Source organism: Polaromonas hydrogenivorans (assembly GCF_040105105.1).
GTDB lineage: Bacteria > Pseudomonadota > Gammaproteobacteria > Burkholderiales > Burkholderiaceae_C > Polaromonas > Polaromonas hydrogenivorans.
Genome location: NZ_CP157675.1, coordinates 3,689,281 through 3,709,637 on the forward strand (window position 1 = coordinate 3,689,281; position 20,357 = coordinate 3,709,637).

Here is a 20,357-nt window from a genome sequence, read left to right on the forward strand (position 1 = left end):
AACGACGGTAAAACGCAAAAAACCGCTTCAGGTTTCCCCAAAGCGGCTTGTCAAGCTTCAAGCAACTGGCCGTCAGGCCAGAGTTGAATTAGAACTTGTGCTGAACGCCCACTGCGAAGGTGTCGGTCTTGATGTCGCCAGCGCCAACCACTTCGTTTTTGGACAATTGCAAACCCGTGTACAAGAAGGTGCGCTTGGAAAGGTCATACTTTGCAGCCAAACCGAAACCAGTGCTCTTGACTTCACCACCGGGGCCGGTCAGTTTGGCGCGAGCCACACCGCCAGACACAGTCACTGCGCCCAACGGCACATCTACGCCAACCTGGAATTCCTTGGACTTGTCGCTGCCATCTTTTACATGGCCAACCGCAGCCAGCAGTTTCGCGGCACCCAAGTCATACGAACCGTTCACTTGGGTGAACTTGGTCGCCGTGGTGGCACCTGTGGCTTTTTCGGTCTGGTATGACACTGCCGCAGCGATTGGACCGTTAGCGTATTGAACATTCGCACTAAGAATCTTGCCAGCGTCTACACCTGGAGCTTTGTTTTCGCCGAAGCTGTACATGCCGGCAGCGCTGAAACCGCTGAAACTTGGCGTCGAGTAGTAAATCGCGTTGCCTGGACGGTCTTGATAGTTGTTGCTCAACCAGACGTTGGTTGCTGGCGCGAAGATGTTGGCGTCAAACGCTGCTGCGCCGGAACCTTTGACTTCGTCATAAGGCGTCCACATTTTGCCGAGCTTTACCTCGCCAAAACCACCCGACAAGCCGACCCATGAGTTGCGGCCGAAAGTAGAACTGGACACAGCGCCGGTGAATGGATTCGTGTAGCTATTTGCAGCGCCGGTGCTGGCGTCAAAGCCGGCTTCCAGCACGAAATTGGCTTTCAGACCGCCGCCCAGATCCTCAGAACCTTTGAAGCCAAAACGGCTGGTGTTGAAACCACCGCTATCGACCACGGACTGACGCAACGATGAAGAGGCGGCGCCTGGTGTTGAAACTTTAACCTTGCTGCTGCCGACGTATGCATCGACCAGACCGTACAGCGTCACGGAAGATTGTGCTGATGCGACGCCGGAAACGGCGAGAACTGCCAAAGCAATAAAACTCTTTTTCATTAGAAACTCCAAGAAAGTAAAAATAAAACAAACCTCGCCATCACCACTACCGAATACTGTTGGAAGGCTGTCATCCATTCCGTGTGGCACTGCCTGTGCAGTTTAAAAGCGAGAAGCTCACTCCGTTAAAAAACATGCAATTTTTACGCCAGCTTGTTGCAAAAATGCAACGACCCATTCAAAGAGAGATTATTACCCCCGCCAAAATGCTTAAAAACCGAGCAGTCGATGCCACTGTGTACGAGTGCAGATGACTATTCCGGCATCAAAAATAGTGACAAACCCTAATCACACCTCATGACATGGAAAAGGCCCTTTAAAAGTCTAATTTACACAGCAAATTTCTTTAATCGCGCTAAAAACATCACATAAGCAAGGCAGGAAACCTGCGCACTTCTTTAGTGCAGACATGCATTAAAAACGAGGGTTTCCCCCTGTCCCCAAAGAGATACGTACCCGCACTAGTCCTCTTTACGGCCTCATGCATGGCCACTAATATTTGGTTTTACGGCGGTCCAGCGGCATTGCGTATTCTGGACTGCAGTGAAATTTCTCAAAAATCAAATTAATTGGAGACGCATGAAAAAACCAAGCTTCCTGGCAAGCGCTGTCCTGGGACTTTTATCGACTTCTGCCGCCATGGCGCAAAGTACCGTCACGCTTTACGGTCTTGTCGATGCGGGTTACAACCACGTCAGCGGCCTCAAAAATGGCTCTTCCAACGGCATTGCCAGCGGCATCATGGAAGGTTCGCGCTGGGGACTGCGCGGCACTGAAGACATTGGCGGGGGCTACAAAGCCATTTTTACGCTTGAAAGCCGCTTTGAAGTGGACACGGGATCGGTCACGAATCGCCCCAACTCGGGCACCCAGCTACCTGATCGCGTTTCGAATTCCGTGGCGGCCAGCCTGACTGGCCTCGCAATTCCTGCGGCATTGAAAGCTGGGCTCATTGCAGGCACGAACACCAATATCGCGACCAATGCTTTCGGCGTTAACCTGGCTGGCAATCTGTTTGATCGTCAGGCTTTTACCGGACTGATCACCCCGTTTGGCGCATTCACGCTGGGCCGCCAGTACACGCCGGGCTACCTGGTTCACGCAGCGTTTGATGCCTCGCAAACCCAATCAAGCCTGGCGGCGGGCCAGATTGCCAGCTTGCCGGCAGCGTTTGATATCCGGCTGAGCAATACCCTGCAATACGGGATCAAGACAGGCGGCATCACCGCAACACTGATGTATGGCGCCGGCGAAGTGCCGGGCAACAATTCTGCAGGCCGTTTCTTCGGCGGGCTGCTGATGTACACAGGCGACGGCTTCGCCGTGGGTTATGGCCACAATGAGAAGAAAAATGAACTCGGCCAGAAGGCCCTGCACAACGATGTGTTTGGTGCGAATGTAACGATAGGCCCTGGCACCTTGTATGGCCAGTACAGCACCATCAAGGACGAAAATCCCAGCGGCCTGGCCTCGATTGGTGCCGGAGTCTCTGCAAATGCAATTGCTGCCGGCCTCCCTGCGGCGCTTGCCCCGGCAGTGGGCGCAGCCTACCAAAGCGCCTACAACGCAGCGTTCAGGCAAGACGCCAGACTCATGCATGTGGGCTACAAGGTCACGAGCGGTGTTCACACCGTGGTGGTGGCTTACAACCGCCTTGATGACAAACGCGCCGTCAACGCCGACACTGATTCGTACGGCGCGACGTACACCTACGCGCTGTCCAAACGCACCAACCTGAATGCCGTGCTGACCCGCTATAACAACAAAGGCAACGGCCAGATGGCTCCCGGCGGCAACGGTTTTCTGGGCGGCGTGACGGCTGCAGCGGGTGTTGATTCCACCAACATAGCATTTGGTATTCGCCACACCTTTTAAAGAACATTTGGTCCTTTGACCGTTTTTTACCCCCCTTTACAGCCCCTTTTGGGGCTTTTTTCGTTTTCTTTTCAGGCTGCCCTGTCAGCGCTAACATGGGAGCCAATGCCTTCACCCTGTTTCCAGACCACCTTTTCGAGGAAATCCGCCCATGACGACTGCCCTTGACCTTGCACTGAATGCCGCAGACGGCGCGCTGCGTACCCTGTTTGCCAAACCCCGGGCCAGCCGGACCTGTCCCACGATACCGGCTCAAGCCACCGAATTGAGCCTGGAAGACAAAGCCCTTTCGGGCGCGCTGATGCGGGTCAACCATGTGGGCGAAGTGTGCGCGCAGGCGCTGTATGCCGCGCAGGCACTGGGCACGCGCGATGCGGTGCTGCGCAAGCACTTCATCAAGGCCAGCCAGGAAGAAGGCGACCATCTGGCCTGGACCAAGGACCGGCTGGACGAGCTGGGCGCCCGTCCTTCATTGCTCAACCCCTTGTGGTACGCGGGCGCCTTTGGGCTTGGCCTGGTGGCCAGCCGGCTGGGCGACCGGCTGAGCCTGGGCTTTGTGGTGGAAACCGAACGCCAGGTGGAAGCGCACCTGGCCAGCCACCTGGAACGCCTGCCCGAAGGCGATCACGAGTCACGCGCCATCGTGGCGCAGATGAAGGATGATGAAGCGCTGCATGCCAGCGCTGCGGAAGATGCCGGCGCCCTGCAATTGCCTGCGCCGGTGAAGATGCTGATGCGTTCTGCGGCCAAGGTCATGACGACGGTGGCGCACCGGATTTAACTGTCAGGCGCGGTCACACGTCGAGAAGCTCAAAACTGGTGGTGATCTCCGCCGTTTTGCCCAGCATGATGGTGGCCGAGCAGTATTTTTCGTGGCTCATGGCAATGGCGCGCTCCACGGCACTGGCGGCGAGGCCACGGCCCGTGACGACAAAATGCATGTGGATCTTGGTGAATACCTTGGGGTCCACGGGCGCCCGTTCGGAGCTGAGCCTGACCGAGCAGCCGCGCACGTCATGGCGGCCGCGCTTGAGGATCAGCACCACGTCGTAAGCCGTACAGCCGCCCGCGCCGGCCAGCACGGTCTCCATGGGACGCGGCGCGAGATTGGCGCCGCCGTTTTCAGGCTTGGCGGCGTCGGGCGCGCCATCCATCACCAAGGTGTGGCCACTGCCTGTTTCGGCCAGAAAGGTCATCCCCGATTTCGATCCGTTGACCGCATTGCTGCCTGTCCAGCTCACTGTGCATTCCATAACTGCCATTCCTTGTCCAAGATAATTGGTTGTGCCGAGCGCACCCGTGATCATCGGGCTAGCGGTTCAAGCGTTGCCTTGTAGGTAAAAACCCCTAAACCACGTAGTTGTCCGACTTTCGCCACACATTCATTGTGCAGTGCAGCATGGACTCCGCTATACTGAATTCATCGCATCAGCACACGCAGTCCTCACCGACCCGCTGTATTTTTGCACTGGTTGTCTCCTCCACCTCCTCAAAGGGTGGATTTATAGGCCCAGACCGCATGGTCTGGGCCTTTTTTTTCTTGCCCCTATGATGCTCAGGCTCAGTTGCGAGAAAAAAACATGCCATCCTCCAAAAAATCCATCCCCGGCGCTGTAGCCAAAGCAGCCGCCACCGCACGCCCCAAAGCTTCAGCCAAACCGGCCCGAAAGCCTTTGGCCAAAACGCTCAAGCCCGCCGACTACCTGAAAAAAATCCTGACCGCGCGGGTTTATGACGTGGCGGTCGAATCGGCGCTGGAGCCGGCCAGGAACCTGAGCCTGCGCCTGAACAACACGGTGCTGCTCAAGCGCGAAGACCAGCAGCCGGTGTTCAGCTTCAAGCTGCGCGGCGCCTACAACAAGATGGCGCACCTGACCCCGGCGCAACTCAAAAAAGGCGTGATTTGCGCCTCGGCCGGCAACCATGCCCAGGGCGTGGCCATGAGCGCGCAAAAGCTCGGCAGCCGCGCCGTCATCGTCATGCCGACCACCACGCCGCAACTCAAGATCGATGCGGTCAAGGGCTGGGGCGGCGAAGTCGTGCTACACGGCGACAGCTATTCCGATGCCTACACCCACTCGGTGAAACTGCAAAAAGAGCAGGGCCTGACCTTCGTGCATCCGTTTGACGACCCGGACGTGATTGCCGGCCAGGGCACGATTGCCATGGAAATCCTGCGCCAGCTGCAAACCCTGGGCTCGCGCCGCCTGGACGCGGTTTTTGTGGCGATTGGCGGTGGCGGACTGATTTCCGGCGTGGCCAACTACATCAAGGCAGTGCGGCCCGAGATCAAGGTCATCGGCGTGCAGATGAACGACTCCGACGCCATGATGCAGTCGGTGGCGGCAAAAAAACGCGTCACCCTTTCCGACGTGGGCCTGTTTTCGGACGGCACGGCGGTCAAGCTGGTGGGCGAGGAAACCTTTCGCATCAGCCGCGAACTGGTCGATGAGTTCATGACGGTCGATACCGACGCGGTCTGCGCCGCCATCAAGGATATTTTTGTCGATACACGCAGCATCGTGGAGCCGGCCGGTGCGCTGGCCGTGGCCGCCATCAAGCAGTACGTCGCCCAGCACAAGACCAAGGGCGAGACCTATGCCGCCATCCTGTGCGGCGCCAACATGAACTTTGACCGACTGCGCTTTGTCGCCGAACGGGCCGAGGTCGGCGAGGAACGCGAAGCGCTGTTCGCGGTGACGATTCCCGAGGAGCGCGGCAGCTTCCGGCGTTTTTGCGAGCTGATCGACAAACTGCCCGGCGGGCCGCGCAGCGTGACCGAGTTCAACTACCGCATCAACGACCAGGCCGTGGCGCATGTGTTTGTCGGCCTCACGACCTCGGCCAAGGGCGAGAGCAGCAAGATCGCCGCCCAGTTCACCCGCCACGGCTTCAAGGCGCTGGACCTGACGCATGACGAGCTGGCCAAGGAACATATCCGCCACATGGTGGGCGGGCACAGCGCGCTGTCCAAAGACGAGCGCTTGCTGCGCTTCATCTTTCCCGAGCGGCCGGGCGCGCTGATGAAGTTCCTGTCGAGCATGCGGCCGGACTGGAACATCACCCTGTTCCACTACCGCAACCAGGGCGCCGACTATGGCCGCATCCTGGTGGGCCTGCAGGTGCCCAAGGCGGACAACGGCGCGTTCCAGGAATTCCTGGACACCCTCGGTTACCCGCATGTGGAAGAAACCGACAACCCGGTGTACCGGCTTTTCCTGCAGAGCTGAAAGTCTTCATGGCATCAACTGAACTGAAAGCCAACACCTCGGTGTGCCCGCGCTGCGGTGCGGGCCTGCGCTGTGGCATGGTGGCGGGCGATGCCGAATGCTGGTGCGTCCAGTTGCCGCATGTGATGCCGGTTCCCCCTGCCCCGTCGGAACAAGCGCTGCCGGACAGCAGCGCAGCTTCCTGCTTTTGCCCCGCCTGCCTCAAACAAATCACCGATGAACGACACCACCCGCTTTTACCTGCCCGCGATTGAAACCACCGCCGACCTCGCTTTAGAGGCCAGGCTGCGCCACAAGATTGACCACAAGACCAAGCCGCTGGGCGCGCTCGGCCTGCTCGAAGCCCTGGCGCTGCAGCTGGGCCTGATCCAGCGCAGCGAGTCGCCTGCGCTGCACAGCCCGCAGATGGTGGTGTTTGCCGCCGACCATGGCATTGCGGCGGAAGGCGTGTCGGCCTATCCGCAGGCGGTGACGGTGCAGATGGTCGGCAACATGCTGGCCGGTGGCGCGGCCATCAATGTGTTTGCGCGCCAGCACGGCTTTGCGCTGCAGGTGGTCGATGCTGGCGTGGCCGCCGAGTTGCCGGCCCATCCCCAGTTGCAGCCGCGAAAAATCGCCATGGGAACGAAAAACCTGTGCGCCGAGGCCGCCATGTCGCGGGCCGAAGCACAGGCGGCGCTCGCGGCAGGCATGCAGACCGTCGCGGCGCTGCCGGGCAACGTGGTGGCGTTTGGCGAGATGGGCATTGCCAACACCTCGCCCGCCGCGCTGCTGCTGGCCCGGCTGACGGGCGCGGGCATCATTGATGCGACGGGACGCGGCACCGGACTCGATGACCCGCAATTGCTGCACAAGCAGGCGGTGCTGACGCGCGCCCTGGCGCGTCATCCGGCCACTGAACCGTTTGACGCCGTGGGCGAACTGGCGGCGCTGGGCGGCTTTGAAATCGCCATGATGGCCGGCGCCATGCTGCAGGCGGCCAGCGAGCGGCGCGTGGTGCTGGTCGATGGCTTCATTGCCGGCGCGGCGGCGCTGGTGGCGCAGGCGCTGGCGCCCGCTGTGCGCGACTACCTGGTGTTTTGCCACCGCTCCGCCGAAACCGGCCACCGCCTGCTGCTGGCGCATCTGCAGGCCAAGCCGCTGCTGGAGCTTGACTTGCGGCTGGGCGAAGGCACGGGGGCGCTGCTGGCCTGGCCGCTGGTGCAGTCGGCGGCGAACTTCCTCAATGAAATGGCGAGCTTTGAGTCGGCGGGCGTGAGCGAAAAATAACCGCCCGATGGTTCAGTTCATTCGCCACTACCTGCTCGCCGTCCAGTTCTTCACCCGCATCCCAATCACCGGGCGGCTGGCCGAATGGGTAGGCTACAGCCCCGGGATGCTGCGCGCCAGCGCCGCGCACTTTCCGGGCATCGGCGTGGTGGTGGGCGGTGCGGCGGCGGCGATGTTCGCGCTGCTGCAACTGCTGCTGCCCGACACTGCCTTCACGCCGCTGGTGGCGGCTGCGTTTTCCACCGTCGCCACGGTCTGGCTCACGGGCGGCTTTCATGAGGACGGCCTGGCCGATGTGGCCGACGGCCTGGGCGGCAGCTACGACCGGGAGCGCGCGCTGGAAATCATGAAGGACTCGCGCGTCGGCGCGTTCGGCGCGATGGCGCTGGTGCTGGCGCTGCTGTGCAAGGTCGCGCTGCTGGCGCTTCTGGGCTCCGTCGAGGCGGTTCCCGATACGGGAGAAGCATCGACCTTCAGCGGCTGGTATGTATGCGCCGCGCTGTGGACCGGCCACATCGTCTCGCGCGGGCTGCCGCTGGTCATGATCCGGCTGTTGCCGCATGTGGGCGACACGGCGACTTCCAAATCCAAGCCGCTGGCCGACCAGATCTCGGCGGGCGGGCTGGTGATTGCATTTTCATGGTGTTTTTGTGCTCTTGCGCTTGCCAGTATTGCACTGGATGCTATCAATTTAACAGTGGCCTGCATCTTTTCGGTGCTCGCGCTGATGGGACTGCTGCGTTTCTTCAGGCGCCGCCTGCAGGGCTTTACCGGCGACTGCCTGGGGACCACGCAGCAGGTCTGCGAAATCGCGTTTTACCTCGGCCTGGCCGTCAGCCTCTGAACGCATGAAACTCTGGCTGGTCCGCCATGCACAGCCTTTGGTCGGCGCCGGCATCTGCTACGGCCGGCTGGACATGGCGGCCGATGCTGGCGCCACCGCCGAATGCGCCAAAGAGCTGGCTGCGCTGCTTCCCGCCGGCATCCGCGTCATCAGCTCGCCGCTACAAAGATGTGAGCAGCTCACGCACGCCCTGCATGCGCAAAGGCCTGATTTGTCGTATAAAACCGATGCCCGGCTGCAGGAAATGGACTTCGGCCAGTGGGAGGGCCGCGCCTGGCAGGCCATCGGCCAGGCCGAACTCGAAGCCTGGACCACGGATTTTGCGAACTACCGCGTGGGCCATGACGGCGAAAGCGTGGCGGCGTTCATGCGCCGCGTCGCCTCGGCCTTCGATGCGCTGCAAGGCCGGGGCGACACGCTGTGGATCACCCACGCCGGCGTGATCCGCGCGGTGGAACTGCTGGCGCGGGGCATCCGCCACATCGAGCGCGCCGGCCAGTGGCCGCTGGACGCGCCGAAATATGGACAATGGCGGCTACTCAACCTGCACACCGGCTAGGCAGCCTGCCCGGCAACAACCCACAAGGCATTCCTCATGGCCGCAACTCTCGATGGTCAGCTCGTGGTGGCGATTTCATCGCGCGCCCTGTTTGATTTTGAAGAAGAAAACCAGGTGTTCGAAACCGGCTTCGCGCAAGACCCCGGAGCCGACCTGCCGCCGGGCGTCAAGAAAGACGCGGCCTACATGAAGCTGCAGCTGGAGCGGCTCGACGTGCCGGCCAAGCCCGGCGTGGCGTTTTCGCTGGTCAAGAAGCTGCTGGCCTTCAACGACGCGCCCGAAAGCACCCTGGAAGCCGCCAGCCCGGCGGTGCCGCGCCAGCGCGTGGAGGTGGTCATCCTGTCGCGCAACGACCCGGTGTCGGGCATGCGGGTGTTCCGCTCGGCCCAGCATTACGGCCTGAACATCCAGCGCGGCACCTTCAACCGCGGCGCGCCGCCCTGGCGCTACCTCAAGCCGCTGCACGCCAACCTGTTTTTGTCCACCCACCTGAGCGATGTGCGCGCCGCGCTGGAAGCCGGCGTGCCGGCCGCGCAGGTCTATCCGCAATCGGCCCGCGCCAGCGACGCGCATCCGAACGAGGTGCGGATTGCCTTTGACGGCGACGCGGTGCTGTTTTCCGACGAAGCCGAAATGGTCTTTCAGGCGCAGGGCTTGAGCGCCTTTCAGGCGCATGAACGCGACAAGGCCGCGCAGCCGCTGCTCGCCGGGCCGTTCAAGCCGCTGTTAGAGGCCCTGCAGCGGCTGCAGCAGGCCGGCACGTCGCGCATGTGCATTCGCACCGCGCTGGTGACGGCGCGCAGCGCGCCGGCGCACGAGCGCGCCATCCGCACGCTGATGAACTGGAACATCGAGGTCGATGAAGCGATGTTCCTCGGCGGCCTGGCCAAGGGCGAATTCCTGCGCGAATTCGAGCCCGATTTTTTCTTTGACGACCAGACCGGCCATGTCAACTCGGCGTCGCAGCATGTGCCTTCGGGCCATGTCGTGAGCGGTGTGTCCAATCTGCTGACCTGAATTTTTCAAGAAAACTTTGAATGAACCTGCTTTCACCCATCGCCCAAAAACTCCGCGACTTCAGGCATTTCAGCCGCCGCGTCTGGACCCTGTCGGCGCCCTACTTCCGCTCCGAGGACAAATGGAAGGCGCGCGGCCTGCTGGTCGCCATCGTGCTGCTGAACCTGGGCGCGGTGTACATGCTGGTGCTGCTCAACGAGTGGAACCGGGTGTTCTACGACGCGCTGCAGAACAAGGACGCGGCGGTGTTCTGGACGCAGCTGGGGCGCTTCACCTACCTGGCGTTCGCCTTCATCATCATCGCGGTGTACCGCTTTTACCTGACGCAGCTGCTGGAGGTGCGCTGGCGCGCCTGGATGACCGCGCATTACCTGCAGCGCTGGCTGGCCGACCATGCGTTCTACAAGCTGGAGCTGGCGCGCTTTACCGGCGAAGGCAATGCAAGCGCGGGAACGCCGGACAACCCGGACCAGCGTATCCAGGAAGACATCAACCTGTTCACCACCTACAGCATCTCGCTGAGCATGGGCCTGCTGAACGCGGTGGTGACGCTGGTGAGTTTTGTCGGCATTTTGTGGTCGCTGTCGGGCGCGTTTGCCTTCAACTTCAATGGCGCCAGCTACAGCATTCCGGGCTTCATGGTCTGGATGGCGGTGCTCTACTGCGTGGCCGGCAGCGTGATCACCCACTACATCGGCCGGCCGCAGATCAAGCTCAACTTCCAGCAGCAGCAGGTCGAGGCCGATTTCCGGCACCACATGGTGCGGGTGCGCGAATACAGCGAATCGATTGCGCTGGACAAGGGCGAAGCGGTGGAGCGCGCGCAGCTCGACACGCGCTTTGCCGCCGTGCTGGCCAACTACCTCAAGCTGATCAAGAAGCAGAAAAACCTGGTCTGGTTCACCAACTTCTTCGGCCAGGCGGCGGTGGTGTTTCCGTTCATCGTGGCGGCGCCGCGCTTTTTCAGCGGCGCCATCCAGCTGGGCGAGCTGATCCAGATTTCCTCGGCCTTCGGGCGCGTGCAGGATTCCCTGAGCTGGCTGGTCGATAACTACAGCAGCCTGGCCGCCTGGCGCGCCACGACCGACCGGCTGACCAGTTTTGAAGACAACATCAGTGCTGTTGCGCAACAGGGACGGGCGCAGGCAGCTAGCAATTCAGTAGCAAATGACGCGCATCCCCTGGCCGCCGACACGCTGGCGGTCAGCGACCTGTCGCTCAAGCTGCCGACCGGCGCGACCCTGCTCAGCGGCGTGTCGCTGCAGGCCGGGCCGGGCGAAAGCGTGCTGCTCAAGGGTCCGTCAGGCAGCGGCAAATCGACGCTGTTCCGGGCGCTGGCCGGCATCTGGCCTTTTGCTACCGGCCAGACGCAGCTGCCGCCGGACGCGATGTTCATTCCGCAGCGCCCCTATTTTCCCGACGGCAGCCTGCGCAATGCGCTGGCCTATCCGCAGCCCGCTGTGCAGTATGACGACGCGGCTTTGCAGCGGGCGCTGACGGATGCGCTGCTGCCGCAACTGGCGAGCCGGCTTGACGACGAGGACGCCTGGAGCCAGAAGCTGTCGGGCGGCGAGCAGCAGCGGCTGGCGATTGCCCGGGTGCTGCTGAAAAAGCCGCGCTGGATTTTTGCCGACGAGGCGACCAGCGCGCTCGACGAGGCGGCCGAAAAGAACATCTACGACAAGCTGCTGGCCAGCGTCAAAACGGTCAAGGGCAGCCTGGTGTCGATTGCCCACCGGCCGACCGTGGCGGCTTTCCATGGAAAGCTGTGGGAGCTGGAGAAACTGCCCGAAGGCGCGCCGGCCTTGTACCGGGTGCGTGAAACCACTGACAACAGGGTGGCGCAAAAGGCTTGAAAATGGCAGGCCATGCCTGAAGAAGTCACACCACCCGCCGCCGCCCCGTCCCTTTCGCCCTGGGGACCGATCAAGCGACCGGTGTTCCGCATGCTCTGGACCGTCTGGCTGACGGCCAACATCTGCATGTGGATGAACGACGTGGCCGCCGCCTGGATGATGACTTCCATGACCAGCACGCCGATCTGGGTGGCGCTGGTGCAGTCGGCCTCGACGCTGCCGGTGTTCCTGCTCGGGCTGCCCAGCGGCGCGCTGGCCGACATCCTGGACCGGCGACGCTACTTCATCATGACGCAGTTCTGGGTGGCCGGCGTGGCCACGCTGCTGTGCATTGCCGTGATTGCCGACGTCATGACGCCGCCGCTGCTGCTGGCGCTGACCTTTGCCAACGGCATCGGCCTGGCGATGCGCTGGCCGGTGTTTTCGGCCATCGTGCCCGAACTGGTGCCGCGCACCCAGCTGCCGGCGGCGCTGGCGCTGAACGGCATTTCGATGAATGCGTCGCGCATCGTCGGCCCGCTGGTGGCCGGCGCGCTGATCGCCAGCGCCGGCACCGAGTATGTGTTTGTGCTGAACGCCGCGCTGTCGCTGATTTCGGGCTTTGTCATCATGCGCTGGCGCCGCGAACATGTGCCCAGCCCGCTGGGCCGTGAACGCCTGGTCAGCGCCATGCGGGTCGGGCTGCAGTTTGTCAGCCAGTCCACCCGGCTGCGGGCGGTGCTGGTGCGCATCTCGCTGTTTTTTCTGCATTCCACCGCGCTGCTGGCGCTGCTGCCGCTGGTGGCGCGCGGACTGCATGGCGGGGATGCGGGCACCTTCACGCTGCTGCTGGCCGCCATGGGCTCGGGCGCCATCGTGGCGGCGCTGTTTTTGCCGCGTCTGCGCCAGATGATGGACCGCGACACGCTGGTGCTGCGCTCGGTCATGCTGCAGTCGGCGTCCACGGCCGCCATGGCCATGGCGCCGAATGCCTGGGTGGCCGTGCCGGCCATGGTGCTCAATGGCATGGCCTGGATCACCTGCGCCAACTCGCTCAGCGTGTCGGCCCAGCTGGCCCTGCCCGACTGGGTGCGGGCGCGCGGCATGTCGATGTACCAGATGGCCATCATGGGCGCGAGCGCACTGGGCGCCGCCCTGTGGGGCCAGGTGGCCACGGTCACCAGTGTGTCCACCGGCCTGCTGGTGGCGGCCGTGAGCGGCACGGTCAGCATGCTGCTGGCCCAGCACTGGGTGCGCGACCAGAGCATCGAGGAAGACCTGACGCCGTCGCGCGAATTCAAGGTGCCGGTGGCGCATGCACCGCCGGGCGTGGGCCGCATGGTGGTGACGATTGAATACCTGATCGACCCGGCACGCAGCGACGATTTCCTCAAGCTGATGCGGACCAGCCGCCGCAGCCGCCTGCGCCAGGGCGCGCTGGAGTGGGAACTGCTGCGCGATGTGCACCAGCCGGGCCGCTTCATCGAGCAGATCGTCGATGAATCCTGGACCGAGCACCTGCGCCGTTTTGACCGGGTCACCGCCAGCGACGTGGCCCTGCGCGAGCGCAAACTCGCCTTTCACCTCGGCGACGAGGCGCCCCGCGTCACGCGCTGCGTGGTGGAAGACCTGGTGCGCGTTTAATGGCCCCCACGCTTTTCACTGCGTGTAATGCGCTGCCCCCGAGGGGGCCGCTGCGCCTGCGGCCCCTGCTGGCGTGAAGAGCAAGCCCGGCGCTTCGCTCGCTTCTGCGCTTTTTACACGGCGCCCCGCGATTCAAAACGCTCGTAGCCGCGCGCCCGCAACTCGCAGGCCGGGCACTGGCCGCAGCCATAGCCCCAGGCATGCCGGTGGATGCGGTCGCCCAGGTAACAGGTGTGCGTGTGCTCGATGATCAGGTCCACCAGCGGCTGGCCGCCCAGCGACTCGGCCAGCGCCCAGGTATCGGCCTTGTCGATCCACATCAGCGGGGTTTCGATCAGAAAGCGCTTGTCCATGCCCAGCGACAAGGCCAGCTGCATGGCCTTCATGGTGTCGTCGCGGCAATCGGGATAGCCTGAAAAATCGGTTTCGCACACGCCCGTGACCAGCACCTGCAGATCGCGCCGGTAGGCCAGCGCGGCCGCCAGCGTCAGGAACAGCAGGTTGCGCCCCGGCACGAAGGTGTTGGGCAGGCCGGAGCTTTCCATCTTGAAGGCCACGTCGCGCGTCAGCGAGCAGTCGCTGACCTGCCCCAGCACGGCCAGATCGAGCAAATGGTCTTCACCGAGTTTTGCAGCCCATTGCGGAAACTGGCTTTTCAGCTCGCGCAGCACATTCAGCCGCGCCTCAAGCTCCACCTTGTGGCGCTGGCCGTAGTCAAAGGCGATGGTTTCGACGCGTTTATATTTTGCAAGCGCCTGCGCCAGGCAGGTGGTGGAATCCTGGCCGCCCGAAAACAGGACCAGGGCGGAGGTGTGGGCACGCGAAACAGGAGCAGGCATGGTCATGGCAAGGAAGAAAATTTGCCGTATTGTCGCGTAAACGATCCCCGCCCTAAAGGACGGAGCTTTCCACTGCACCTGGGACAGACAGATGCGCGAACATAGGCTTGTTTACGGTAGCCCTGCTGGCTATGTTGCCAGCGGCGTTATGGTCTGCGTGATTACCGTGTCCGCAGGCCACACACAAAAACTTCGACTGGCTTTTCCGGTTCTGTCTGGCGATGTGCCCGCACGCGAAGCACTGTTGGCTCGTGTATTTGGGATCGACAGACACACACAGGACGCCGGCTTGCCTGGCTTTGTATTCAACAAAGCCGCGCAACTGCCCGAAGGACCAGTTATGCAATCGTTTTCTCTGCTCTTTGTTGGCCTTGGCCCGTACCCGGATGTGCGTCAGGTCTTCCAGCGCAATACCAAGCCCGGAGCGTTCAGCAGTAGCAACGATGCTTTTGGAAATGCAATGATTTTCGTGTTTGTGAAATCTCCGTTGTTTTCCGCTCATTTTGCGCAGGCAGCGCTTTGCCGCTTTCGTGCCGACGCTTTGCAAGGTGGCCCGGCGTTTGGCATAACGCGCCCGGTACGCCTCGACCGCCGCCCCCGAGTGCTGGTTGCCCAGGCTGTCGGTGGCGATGTTAACGATGCCGAAGTCCACACCGAGCATGCCGCCCGGCGTGAGCAATGCAGGATCGTCGAAGTCGCAGACAGCGGCCAGATACCAGTTGCCGCGCACCAGCATCAGGTCAACCTCGCCCTTGCGGTGCTCCAGCAGCTTGCGCTGATGGTCGCCGCAAACGTAGCCTACTTTGGCGCGTCCAGACAGCACCCACAGCGAAACGAGTTCGTCCGATGCGAAACGAAAGATGCGGTCATCGTAGGGCTGGGCCGAATGCTTGCGAAAAACCCGCAGCGTTTTTTCATCCTTTTTGTAGGCGTCGGCCACCTTTTTAAGGCACTGGATCGTGACCTGCGCGGTCAGCGCAAAGCGCTCCCGAACCTGGTAATAGAACGCCTTTTGCATGTCGTACTGGCGCGTCGCCTTGGCGGCAAAAGCCTGTTCGGAAATCCAGTTGCAAGCCTCATTGCAGCGCTCAAGCGTGGCGCACAACTCCTTTGCATGTTCTGGCGTCGGGGTCAGTTTGATGTTTGCCACGAGCTTCATTTTTCAAGTATAGAAAAATTAATAATTTTTTGTCAAGCCCTGCACAAGCACTACTTCGCAGTGCCCACTATTCCTCCCCGGCCTGAAGGCCCGGGATTCTCGCGAAAATTATGTTGAATCGATAGCCGCAAGCCGCTTTGAAGCCAGCCCGGCAGGCGGCTGCCGGGCGGGCCTCGGGCGCCAATCAGGCTTTTCGGCCAGCCACCATGCGGTAGAGGAACAGCAGAATGATCGCGCCAATGACGGCGGCAATAAAGCCCGCCGACTCACCGGGCCGGTACATGCCCAGCGCCCGGCCCAGGTAGGTGGCGATGACCGAACCCACGATGCCGATGATGGCGGTGATGACAAAGCCGCCCGGGTCGCGGCCCGGCATCAGGAATTTGGCGACGATGCCGACGATGAGTCCAATGATGATGGTCCAGATAATGCTCATGGGTTTCTTTCAGCGTGGTTAAGTTTGGCGTGGGCCGGCGCCAATGCCGGACAGGTAGAGGTTCACACGGCAGCGCTGGCGGTCCTATCGGAAAACGCGCAAACAAGCGTAGGAATAGGCAGCAGAATCCGCAAAAGCAGCCCACAGCTATTGCGCATGGGCACTCCTGCATGCGCATGTGCTAACTTTCAACCCATGCAAAACACCGACGCCCTTGCCCGCCAACAGGCCCTGGTCACTACCCTGGCCAGCCGCCTGGGCGCCGAACTTGTCGAAACCCACATCTCCTGGGTGCTGCTGGCCGGTGACTACGCCTACAAGATCAAGAAGCCGGTGCAACTGCCGTTTGTCGATTACGCCGCGCTGCAGGCGCGCCGGCATTTCTGCGAAGAGGAATTGCGGCTGAACCGCCGCCTGGCGCCATCGCTGTATCTGGGCGTGGCGCGCATCACCGGCAGCCACCAGGCGCCCGTGCTGGACGGCGACGGGCCGCCTCTGGACTATGCGGTGCGCATGCGCCGCTTTGCGAAAGGCGCGCTGTTTGGCGAACAGCTGGAAGCCGCAACGCTGGCCAGCGCGGACGTTGACCGGCTGGCCATCCTGCTCGCCGATTTTCACAACGCCCAGCCCGCGCTGGATGCGGCCAGTGGATTCGCCAGCGCCGAACGCAGGCGCTTGGCCGCGCTGGCAGCACTCAAGGGCGCCCTTCCCGTGGCCAGCCCGGCCGAACAGGCGCGGTTGCAGGCCTGGCTGGAAGCTGAAGCCGCCCGGCTGGCGCCGCTGTGGACGCTGCGCCAGCAAGGCGGCCGGGTGCGCGAATGCCACGGCGACCTGCACCTGGACAATGTGCTCAGCCTGGACGGCGGTGTGGCCGCCTTCGACGGCATCGAGTTCGACCCGGCGCTGCGCTGCATCGACGTGCTCGACGACATCGCATTTGCGGTGATGGACTTCAGCGCCCGTGGCCGGCGCGACTTTGCCTTCCGGCTGCTCAACGGGTGGCTGGACCGCACCGGCGACCATGCCGCCCTGCCGGCGCTGCGCTTTTCGGTGGTGTACCGCGCGCTGGTGCGGGCGCAAGTGGCGCAACTGAGCGGCCCCGGCCACGAAGCCGCCGCGCGCCGCTACATGGACACGGCGCTGTCGTGGACCCAGCCGGGCCAGCCCCGGCTGTTCATCACCCATGGCCTGCCGGGCTCGGGCAAGACCTTTGAATCGCAGCGCGTGCTGGAGCAGGAAGGCGCGATCCGGCTGCGCTCGGACGTGGAGCGCAAGCGCCTGTTCGGCCTCGGGATGCTGGAGGATTCGCGCGCCCGGGGACTGGACCTGTACCAGCCGGAAGCGACCGCGCGCACCTATGCGCAGCTGTTCAGCCTGGCCCGGCTGGCGCTTCAGGCAGACTACCCGGTCATCCTGGATGCCGCTTTTCCGCGCCGCGCCGAACGCACGCAGGCGCTCCTGCTTGCCAGCGAGGCGGGCGTACCCTTGCGCATCATCGACTGCGACGCGCCCCTGCCGGTGCTGCGCGAACGCATCCAGGCGCGGCGCGGCGATGCCTCGGAGGCCAACCTGGCGGTGCTTGAGCATTTGCGCCTGTCGGCCGAGCCGCTGGCCGCCGAAGAACTCGGACTGGTCATCGACACAGCCCGCCAGCCAACCCACGGAACCGCATGGAACACAATATTCCCCTGATCACCACGATTGCCGCCGGCTTCGGCATGGCCCTGATCCTGGGGTTCATCGCCGAGCGGATCAAGGTGCCGGCCCTGGTCGGCTACCTGGTCGCGGGCATCATCATCGGCCCGGCGACGCCGGGTTTTGTCGCCGACATGCACATCGCCTCGCAGCTGTCCGAAATCGGCGTCATGCTGCTGATGTTCGGCGTCGGGCTGCATTTTTCGCTCAATGACCTGCTGGCCGTCAGGCGCATCGCCATTCCCGGCGCCGTGGTGCAGATGACGCTGGCCACGCTGCTGGGCATGGGCCTGGCCTGGTGGTGGGGCTGGAGCTGGGGCGCCGGCCTGGTGTTTGGACTGTCGCTGTCGTGCGCCAGCACCGTCGTGCTGCTCAAGGCGCTGGAGGCGCGCGGCGTGCTGGACACGATGAACGGCCGCATCGCCGTGGGCTGGCTGGTGGTCGAAGACCTGGCGACGGTGCTGGTGCTGGTGCTGCTGCCGCCGCTGGCCGGCGTGCTGGGCGGCGCGGCCGTTGCCGAAGGCACTGGGCCGCTGTGGCGCACCATCGGACAGACGCTGCTCGGGGTGTCGGCCTTCATCGCCCTGATGCTGGTCGTTGGCCGGCGCGCGCTGCCCTGGATGCTGTGGCAGGTCGCGCGCACCGGCTCGCGCGAGCTGTTCACGCTGGCGGTCGTGGCCTTCGCCATCGGCGTTGCCTACGGCGCGGCGGCGCTTTTCAGCGTGTCGTTTGCCCTGGGCGCGTTCTTCGCCGGCATGGTGATGCGCGAGTCCGAGTTCAGCCACCGCGCGGCGCAGGAATCGCTGCCGCTGCGCGATGCGTTCTCGGTGCTGTTCTTCGTGTCGGTCGGCATGCTGTTCGAGCCGGCCATCCTGATGAAGGAGCCGGTGCATGTGCTCGGCGTGGTGGCGATCATCATTGTGGGCAAATCGGCGGCGGCGCTGGGGCTGGTGGTGGCCTTTCGCTATCCGCTCAACACCGCGCTGACGGTGGCCGCCAGCCTGGCGCAGATCGGCGAGTTCTCGTTCATCCTGGCCGGCCTGGGCCTGTCGCTGGGCTTGCTGCCCGCCGAGGGCATGAGCCTGGTGCTGGCCGGCGCGCTGATTTCCATGGCGCTCAATCCCCTGCTGTTCGCGGCGATTGCCCCGCTGCAGCGCTGGCTGCTCGAACGCTCGGCGCTGGCGCGCCGCCTGGAGCAGCGCGATGACCCCTACGCCGAACTGCCGGTGAGCACCGAGCGCAAATACCTCAAGGGACAGGTGGTGCTGGTGGGCTATGGGCGCGTGGGCCGCCGCATCGCCAGCGCCCTGGATGCGCGCGGCATTCCCTACGTGGTGGCCGAGCAGAACCGCGAACTGGTCGAGGCCTTGCGCAAGCAGGGCATGGCGGCCGTGTCCGGCAATGCGGCCGACCCGGCGGTGCTGATCCAGGCGCACATCGCCAACGCGGCCATGCTGGTGGTCGCCACGCCGGACCCGATGACCGTGCGCCAGATGGTTGACACGGCCCGCACGCTGAACCCGGCCATCGAGATCGTGCTGCGAACCCACAGCGAGGACGAGCTGCAACTGCTGCGCAAGGACGGCATCGGCACGGTGTTCCTGGGCGAGGAAGAACTCGCCAGGGGCATGGCGGGCCACGTCCTGCAACGCTTCGAGCCGCAGGCGGCGGCGCCCGCTGCCAGCCACGCCTGAGCCGAACCGCGCCGCCTGTCAGCACCCATTCAACAACGTCTTTTTTCAACGTCTTTTTTTCATGAGCCCTGATTTGCTGCACACCTACGATCACTATTTTTATGCGCTGGTGGCCCTGCTCGGCACGGCGCTGGGCGTGGCCGGCATCCAGTGGTTTTTGCGCCAGTCGCGCTGGGCCGCATGGGCGCAGTCCCTGCACGGCGTGGCGCCGCCCTTCATCAACATCATCGGCGTGCTGTTCGGCCTGACGCTGGCTTTTCTGGCCAACGACACCTGGAGCGCCCACGACCGCGCCACCAACGCCGTGTTTCGCGAAGCCGACGCGCTGCGCAGCCTGGTCACGCTGTCGGCAGCGTTGCCCGGGCCGCTGCAGGGCCGGGTGCGCGCGGCGATAGCCGACTACGGCCAGGCCAGCGCCGCCGAATGGCCGCTGCTGGCCCGCCGCCAGTCCAGCGCGCAGGTGCCCGACAGGGCCGACGCGCTGCTGCGGCTGCTGGCCGGCCGGGACGTTGCCAGCGCGGCCGGCGACACCGTGCAGGCGCTGATGCTGCGCAAGGTCAGCGACATTCGCGATCAACGCGACCAGCGCATCGGCCTGTCGCAAACCCACGTCAACCCGCTCAAGTGGCTGGGCATGGCGTTTCTGGGCCTGGTCACGCTGCTGTCGCTGGCCGTGGTGCATGTTGAAAACCCGCGCGCGGCGCTGGTGGCCATGGTCTTGTTTGCACTGGCAGCCGCGCCCACGGCGGCGATTGTGCTGGTCCAGGGCAATCCGTTCGAGCAGCCGGCGTCGGTGTCGCCCGCGCCGATTGCGGCGGCGGTGCAGGGGCTGGACACCCTGCCGGTATTGACGCCGGCGCTGGGAAAGCCGGACTTTCAGGAAGTCAAAAGGGATTTTTGATTTCCTGCGCGGGCTTGATCTCGACCTTCGCGGGAAGCTTTTCTTCAGCCTCCAGCGCCTTGACCACCTGGTCCAGCAGCGCCTGCAGCTCTTTGGCCAGCGCCAGGCCGGCCTGGTCCCGGGTCAGCACCACGTCGCCGGTGAGCGAAATGCGGTCGGTGCGGTTCTCGATCTCCAGCGCGCCGATCCGGATGACGTCGCTTTCATTGGCATAGGGTTTGAAGTGGCTCATGGCGTTTTCCT

General features: G+C 63.4%; 19 protein-coding genes. 13 read left to right on the forward strand and 6 right to left on the reverse strand.

What is annotated here, in order from left to right; genetic code table 11:
• Positions 1-88: 88 nt before the first annotated feature.
• Positions 89-1,195 carry a porin gene (locus ABLV49_RS17815; protein WP_349278534.1) on the reverse strand — a complete coding sequence of 369 codons (1,107 nt, stop codon included), beginning with the start codon at positions 1,193-1,195 and terminating at the stop codon, positions 89-91.
• A 501-nt stretch (positions 1,196-1,696) separates the two neighbouring features.
• Between ABLV49_RS17815 and ABLV49_RS17820 the strand changes: the two genes are divergently transcribed.
• Both ABLV49_RS17820 and coq7 read left to right on the forward strand, forming a co-directional pair.
• Positions 1,697-2,992, forward strand: a complete 1,296-nt coding sequence (locus tag ABLV49_RS17820) for a porin (protein ID WP_349278536.1) — start codon at positions 1,697-1,699, stop codon at positions 2,990-2,992.
• A gap of 151 nt (positions 2,993-3,143) precedes the next feature.
• Entirely contained in the window at positions 3,144-3,773 is a 630-nt protein-coding gene (gene coq7 / locus ABLV49_RS17825; RefSeq protein WP_349278538.1) for a 2-polyprenyl-3-methyl-6-methoxy-1,4-benzoquinone monooxygenase, read from the forward strand.
• 13 nt (positions 3,774-3,786) lie between these two features.
• Here the strand turns inward: coq7 and ABLV49_RS17830 are convergent, their stop codons facing one another.
• Positions 3,787-4,245 carry an OsmC family protein gene (locus ABLV49_RS17830; RefSeq protein WP_011800059.1) on the reverse strand — a complete coding sequence of 153 codons (459 nt, stop codon included), beginning with the start codon at positions 4,243-4,245 and terminating at the stop codon, positions 3,787-3,789.
• 327 nt (positions 4,246-4,572) lie between these two features.
• Here ABLV49_RS17830 and ilvA point away from each other — a divergent pair, with 327 nt between their 5' ends.
• Genes ilvA through ABLV49_RS17870 form a run of 8 tightly spaced genes read left to right on the forward strand, consistent with a single transcriptional unit; the run spans position 4,573 to position 13,390 of the window.
• The gene (gene ilvA, locus ABLV49_RS17835) at positions 4,573-6,222 is read left to right on the forward strand and encodes a threonine ammonia-lyase, biosynthetic (protein WP_415838144.1); all 1,650 of its coding nucleotides are present in this window, start codon (positions 4,573-4,575) and stop codon (positions 6,220-6,222) included.
• A gap of 8 nt (positions 6,223-6,230) precedes the next feature.
• Positions 6,231-6,476, forward strand: a complete 246-nt coding sequence (locus tag ABLV49_RS17840) for a cysteine-rich CWC family protein (RefSeq protein ID WP_349278541.1) — start codon at positions 6,231-6,233, stop codon at positions 6,474-6,476.
• A complete protein-coding gene (gene cobT, locus ABLV49_RS17845; protein ID WP_349278543.1) occupies positions 6,439-7,491 on the forward strand; it encodes a nicotinate-nucleotide--dimethylbenzimidazole phosphoribosyltransferase in 1,053 nt (350 codons plus the stop codon). The genes ABLV49_RS17840 and cobT overlap by 38 nt, the downstream gene beginning before the upstream one ends.
• A 7-nt stretch (positions 7,492-7,498) precedes the next feature.
• A complete protein-coding gene (locus tag ABLV49_RS17850) occupies positions 7,499-8,335 on the forward strand; it encodes an adenosylcobinamide-GDP ribazoletransferase (protein ID WP_349278544.1) in 837 nt (278 codons plus the stop codon).
• A gap of 4 nt (positions 8,336-8,339) precedes the next feature.
• Positions 8,340-8,894, forward strand: coding sequence for a histidine phosphatase family protein (locus tag ABLV49_RS17855; protein WP_349278546.1), 555 nt, complete (start codon positions 8,340-8,342; stop codon positions 8,892-8,894).
• A 36-nt stretch (positions 8,895-8,930) separates the two neighbouring features.
• On the forward strand, positions 8,931-9,911 hold the full coding sequence (locus tag ABLV49_RS17860) for a 5'-nucleotidase (RefSeq protein ID WP_349278547.1): 981 nt from the start codon (positions 8,931-8,933) through the stop codon (positions 9,909-9,911).
• 20 nt (positions 9,912-9,931) lie between these two features.
• Positions 9,932-11,767 carry an ABC transporter ATP-binding protein/permease gene (locus ABLV49_RS17865; protein ID WP_349278549.1) on the forward strand — a complete coding sequence of 612 codons (1,836 nt, stop codon included), beginning with the start codon at positions 9,932-9,934 and terminating at the stop codon, positions 11,765-11,767.
• A gap of 12 nt (positions 11,768-11,779) precedes the next feature.
• On the forward strand, positions 11,780-13,390 hold the full coding sequence (locus tag ABLV49_RS17870) for an MFS transporter (protein WP_349278551.1): 1,611 nt from the start codon (positions 11,780-11,782) through the stop codon (positions 13,388-13,390).
• 113 nt (positions 13,391-13,503) lie between these two features.
• Here the strand turns inward: ABLV49_RS17870 and queC are convergent, their stop codons facing one another.
• The 3 genes from queC to ABLV49_RS17885 form a co-directional block, all read right to left on the reverse strand.
• A complete protein-coding gene (gene queC / locus ABLV49_RS17875; protein WP_349278553.1) occupies positions 13,504-14,229 on the reverse strand; it encodes a 7-cyano-7-deazaguanine synthase QueC in 726 nt (241 codons plus the stop codon).
• A gap of 52 nt (positions 14,230-14,281) precedes the next feature.
• Positions 14,282-15,388 (reverse strand): RNA-guided endonuclease InsQ/TnpB family protein, encoded by a 1,107-nt coding sequence (locus tag ABLV49_RS17880; protein WP_349278555.1) that lies wholly within the window; start codon positions 15,386-15,388, stop codon positions 14,282-14,284.
• A gap of 184 nt (positions 15,389-15,572) precedes the next feature.
• On the reverse strand, positions 15,573-15,824 hold the full coding sequence (locus ABLV49_RS17885; protein WP_011800049.1) for a GlsB/YeaQ/YmgE family stress response membrane protein: 252 nt from the start codon (positions 15,822-15,824) through the stop codon (positions 15,573-15,575).
• 195 nt (positions 15,825-16,019) lie between these two features.
• Here ABLV49_RS17885 and ABLV49_RS17890 point away from each other — a divergent pair, with 195 nt between their 5' ends.
• From ABLV49_RS17890 to ABLV49_RS17900, 3 genes are all read left to right on the forward strand, one after another.
• A complete protein-coding gene (locus tag ABLV49_RS17890) occupies positions 16,020-17,516 on the forward strand; it encodes an AAA family ATPase (protein ID WP_349278557.1) in 1,497 nt (498 codons plus the stop codon).
• Positions 17,495-19,213: a YbaL family putative K(+) efflux transporter gene (ybaL, locus tag ABLV49_RS17895; RefSeq protein ID WP_349278559.1), complete on the forward strand. Its 1,719-nt coding sequence runs from the start codon at positions 17,495-17,497 to the stop codon at positions 19,211-19,213. The genes ABLV49_RS17890 and ybaL overlap by 22 nt, the downstream gene beginning before the upstream one ends.
• A 61-nt stretch (positions 19,214-19,274) precedes the next feature.
• Positions 19,275-20,114 (forward strand): hypothetical protein, encoded by an 840-nt coding sequence (locus tag ABLV49_RS17900; protein WP_349278560.1) that lies wholly within the window; start codon positions 19,275-19,277, stop codon positions 20,112-20,114.
• On the opposite strand, the gene ABLV49_RS17905 is transcribed toward ABLV49_RS17900, so the two are convergent.
• Positions 20,098-20,346 (reverse strand): hypothetical protein, encoded by a 249-nt coding sequence (locus ABLV49_RS17905; protein WP_349278562.1) that lies wholly within the window; start codon positions 20,344-20,346, stop codon positions 20,098-20,100. The two genes, ABLV49_RS17900 and ABLV49_RS17905, sit on opposite strands and share 17 nt — an antisense overlap.
• Between the last annotated feature and the right edge of the window lie 11 nt (positions 20,347-20,357).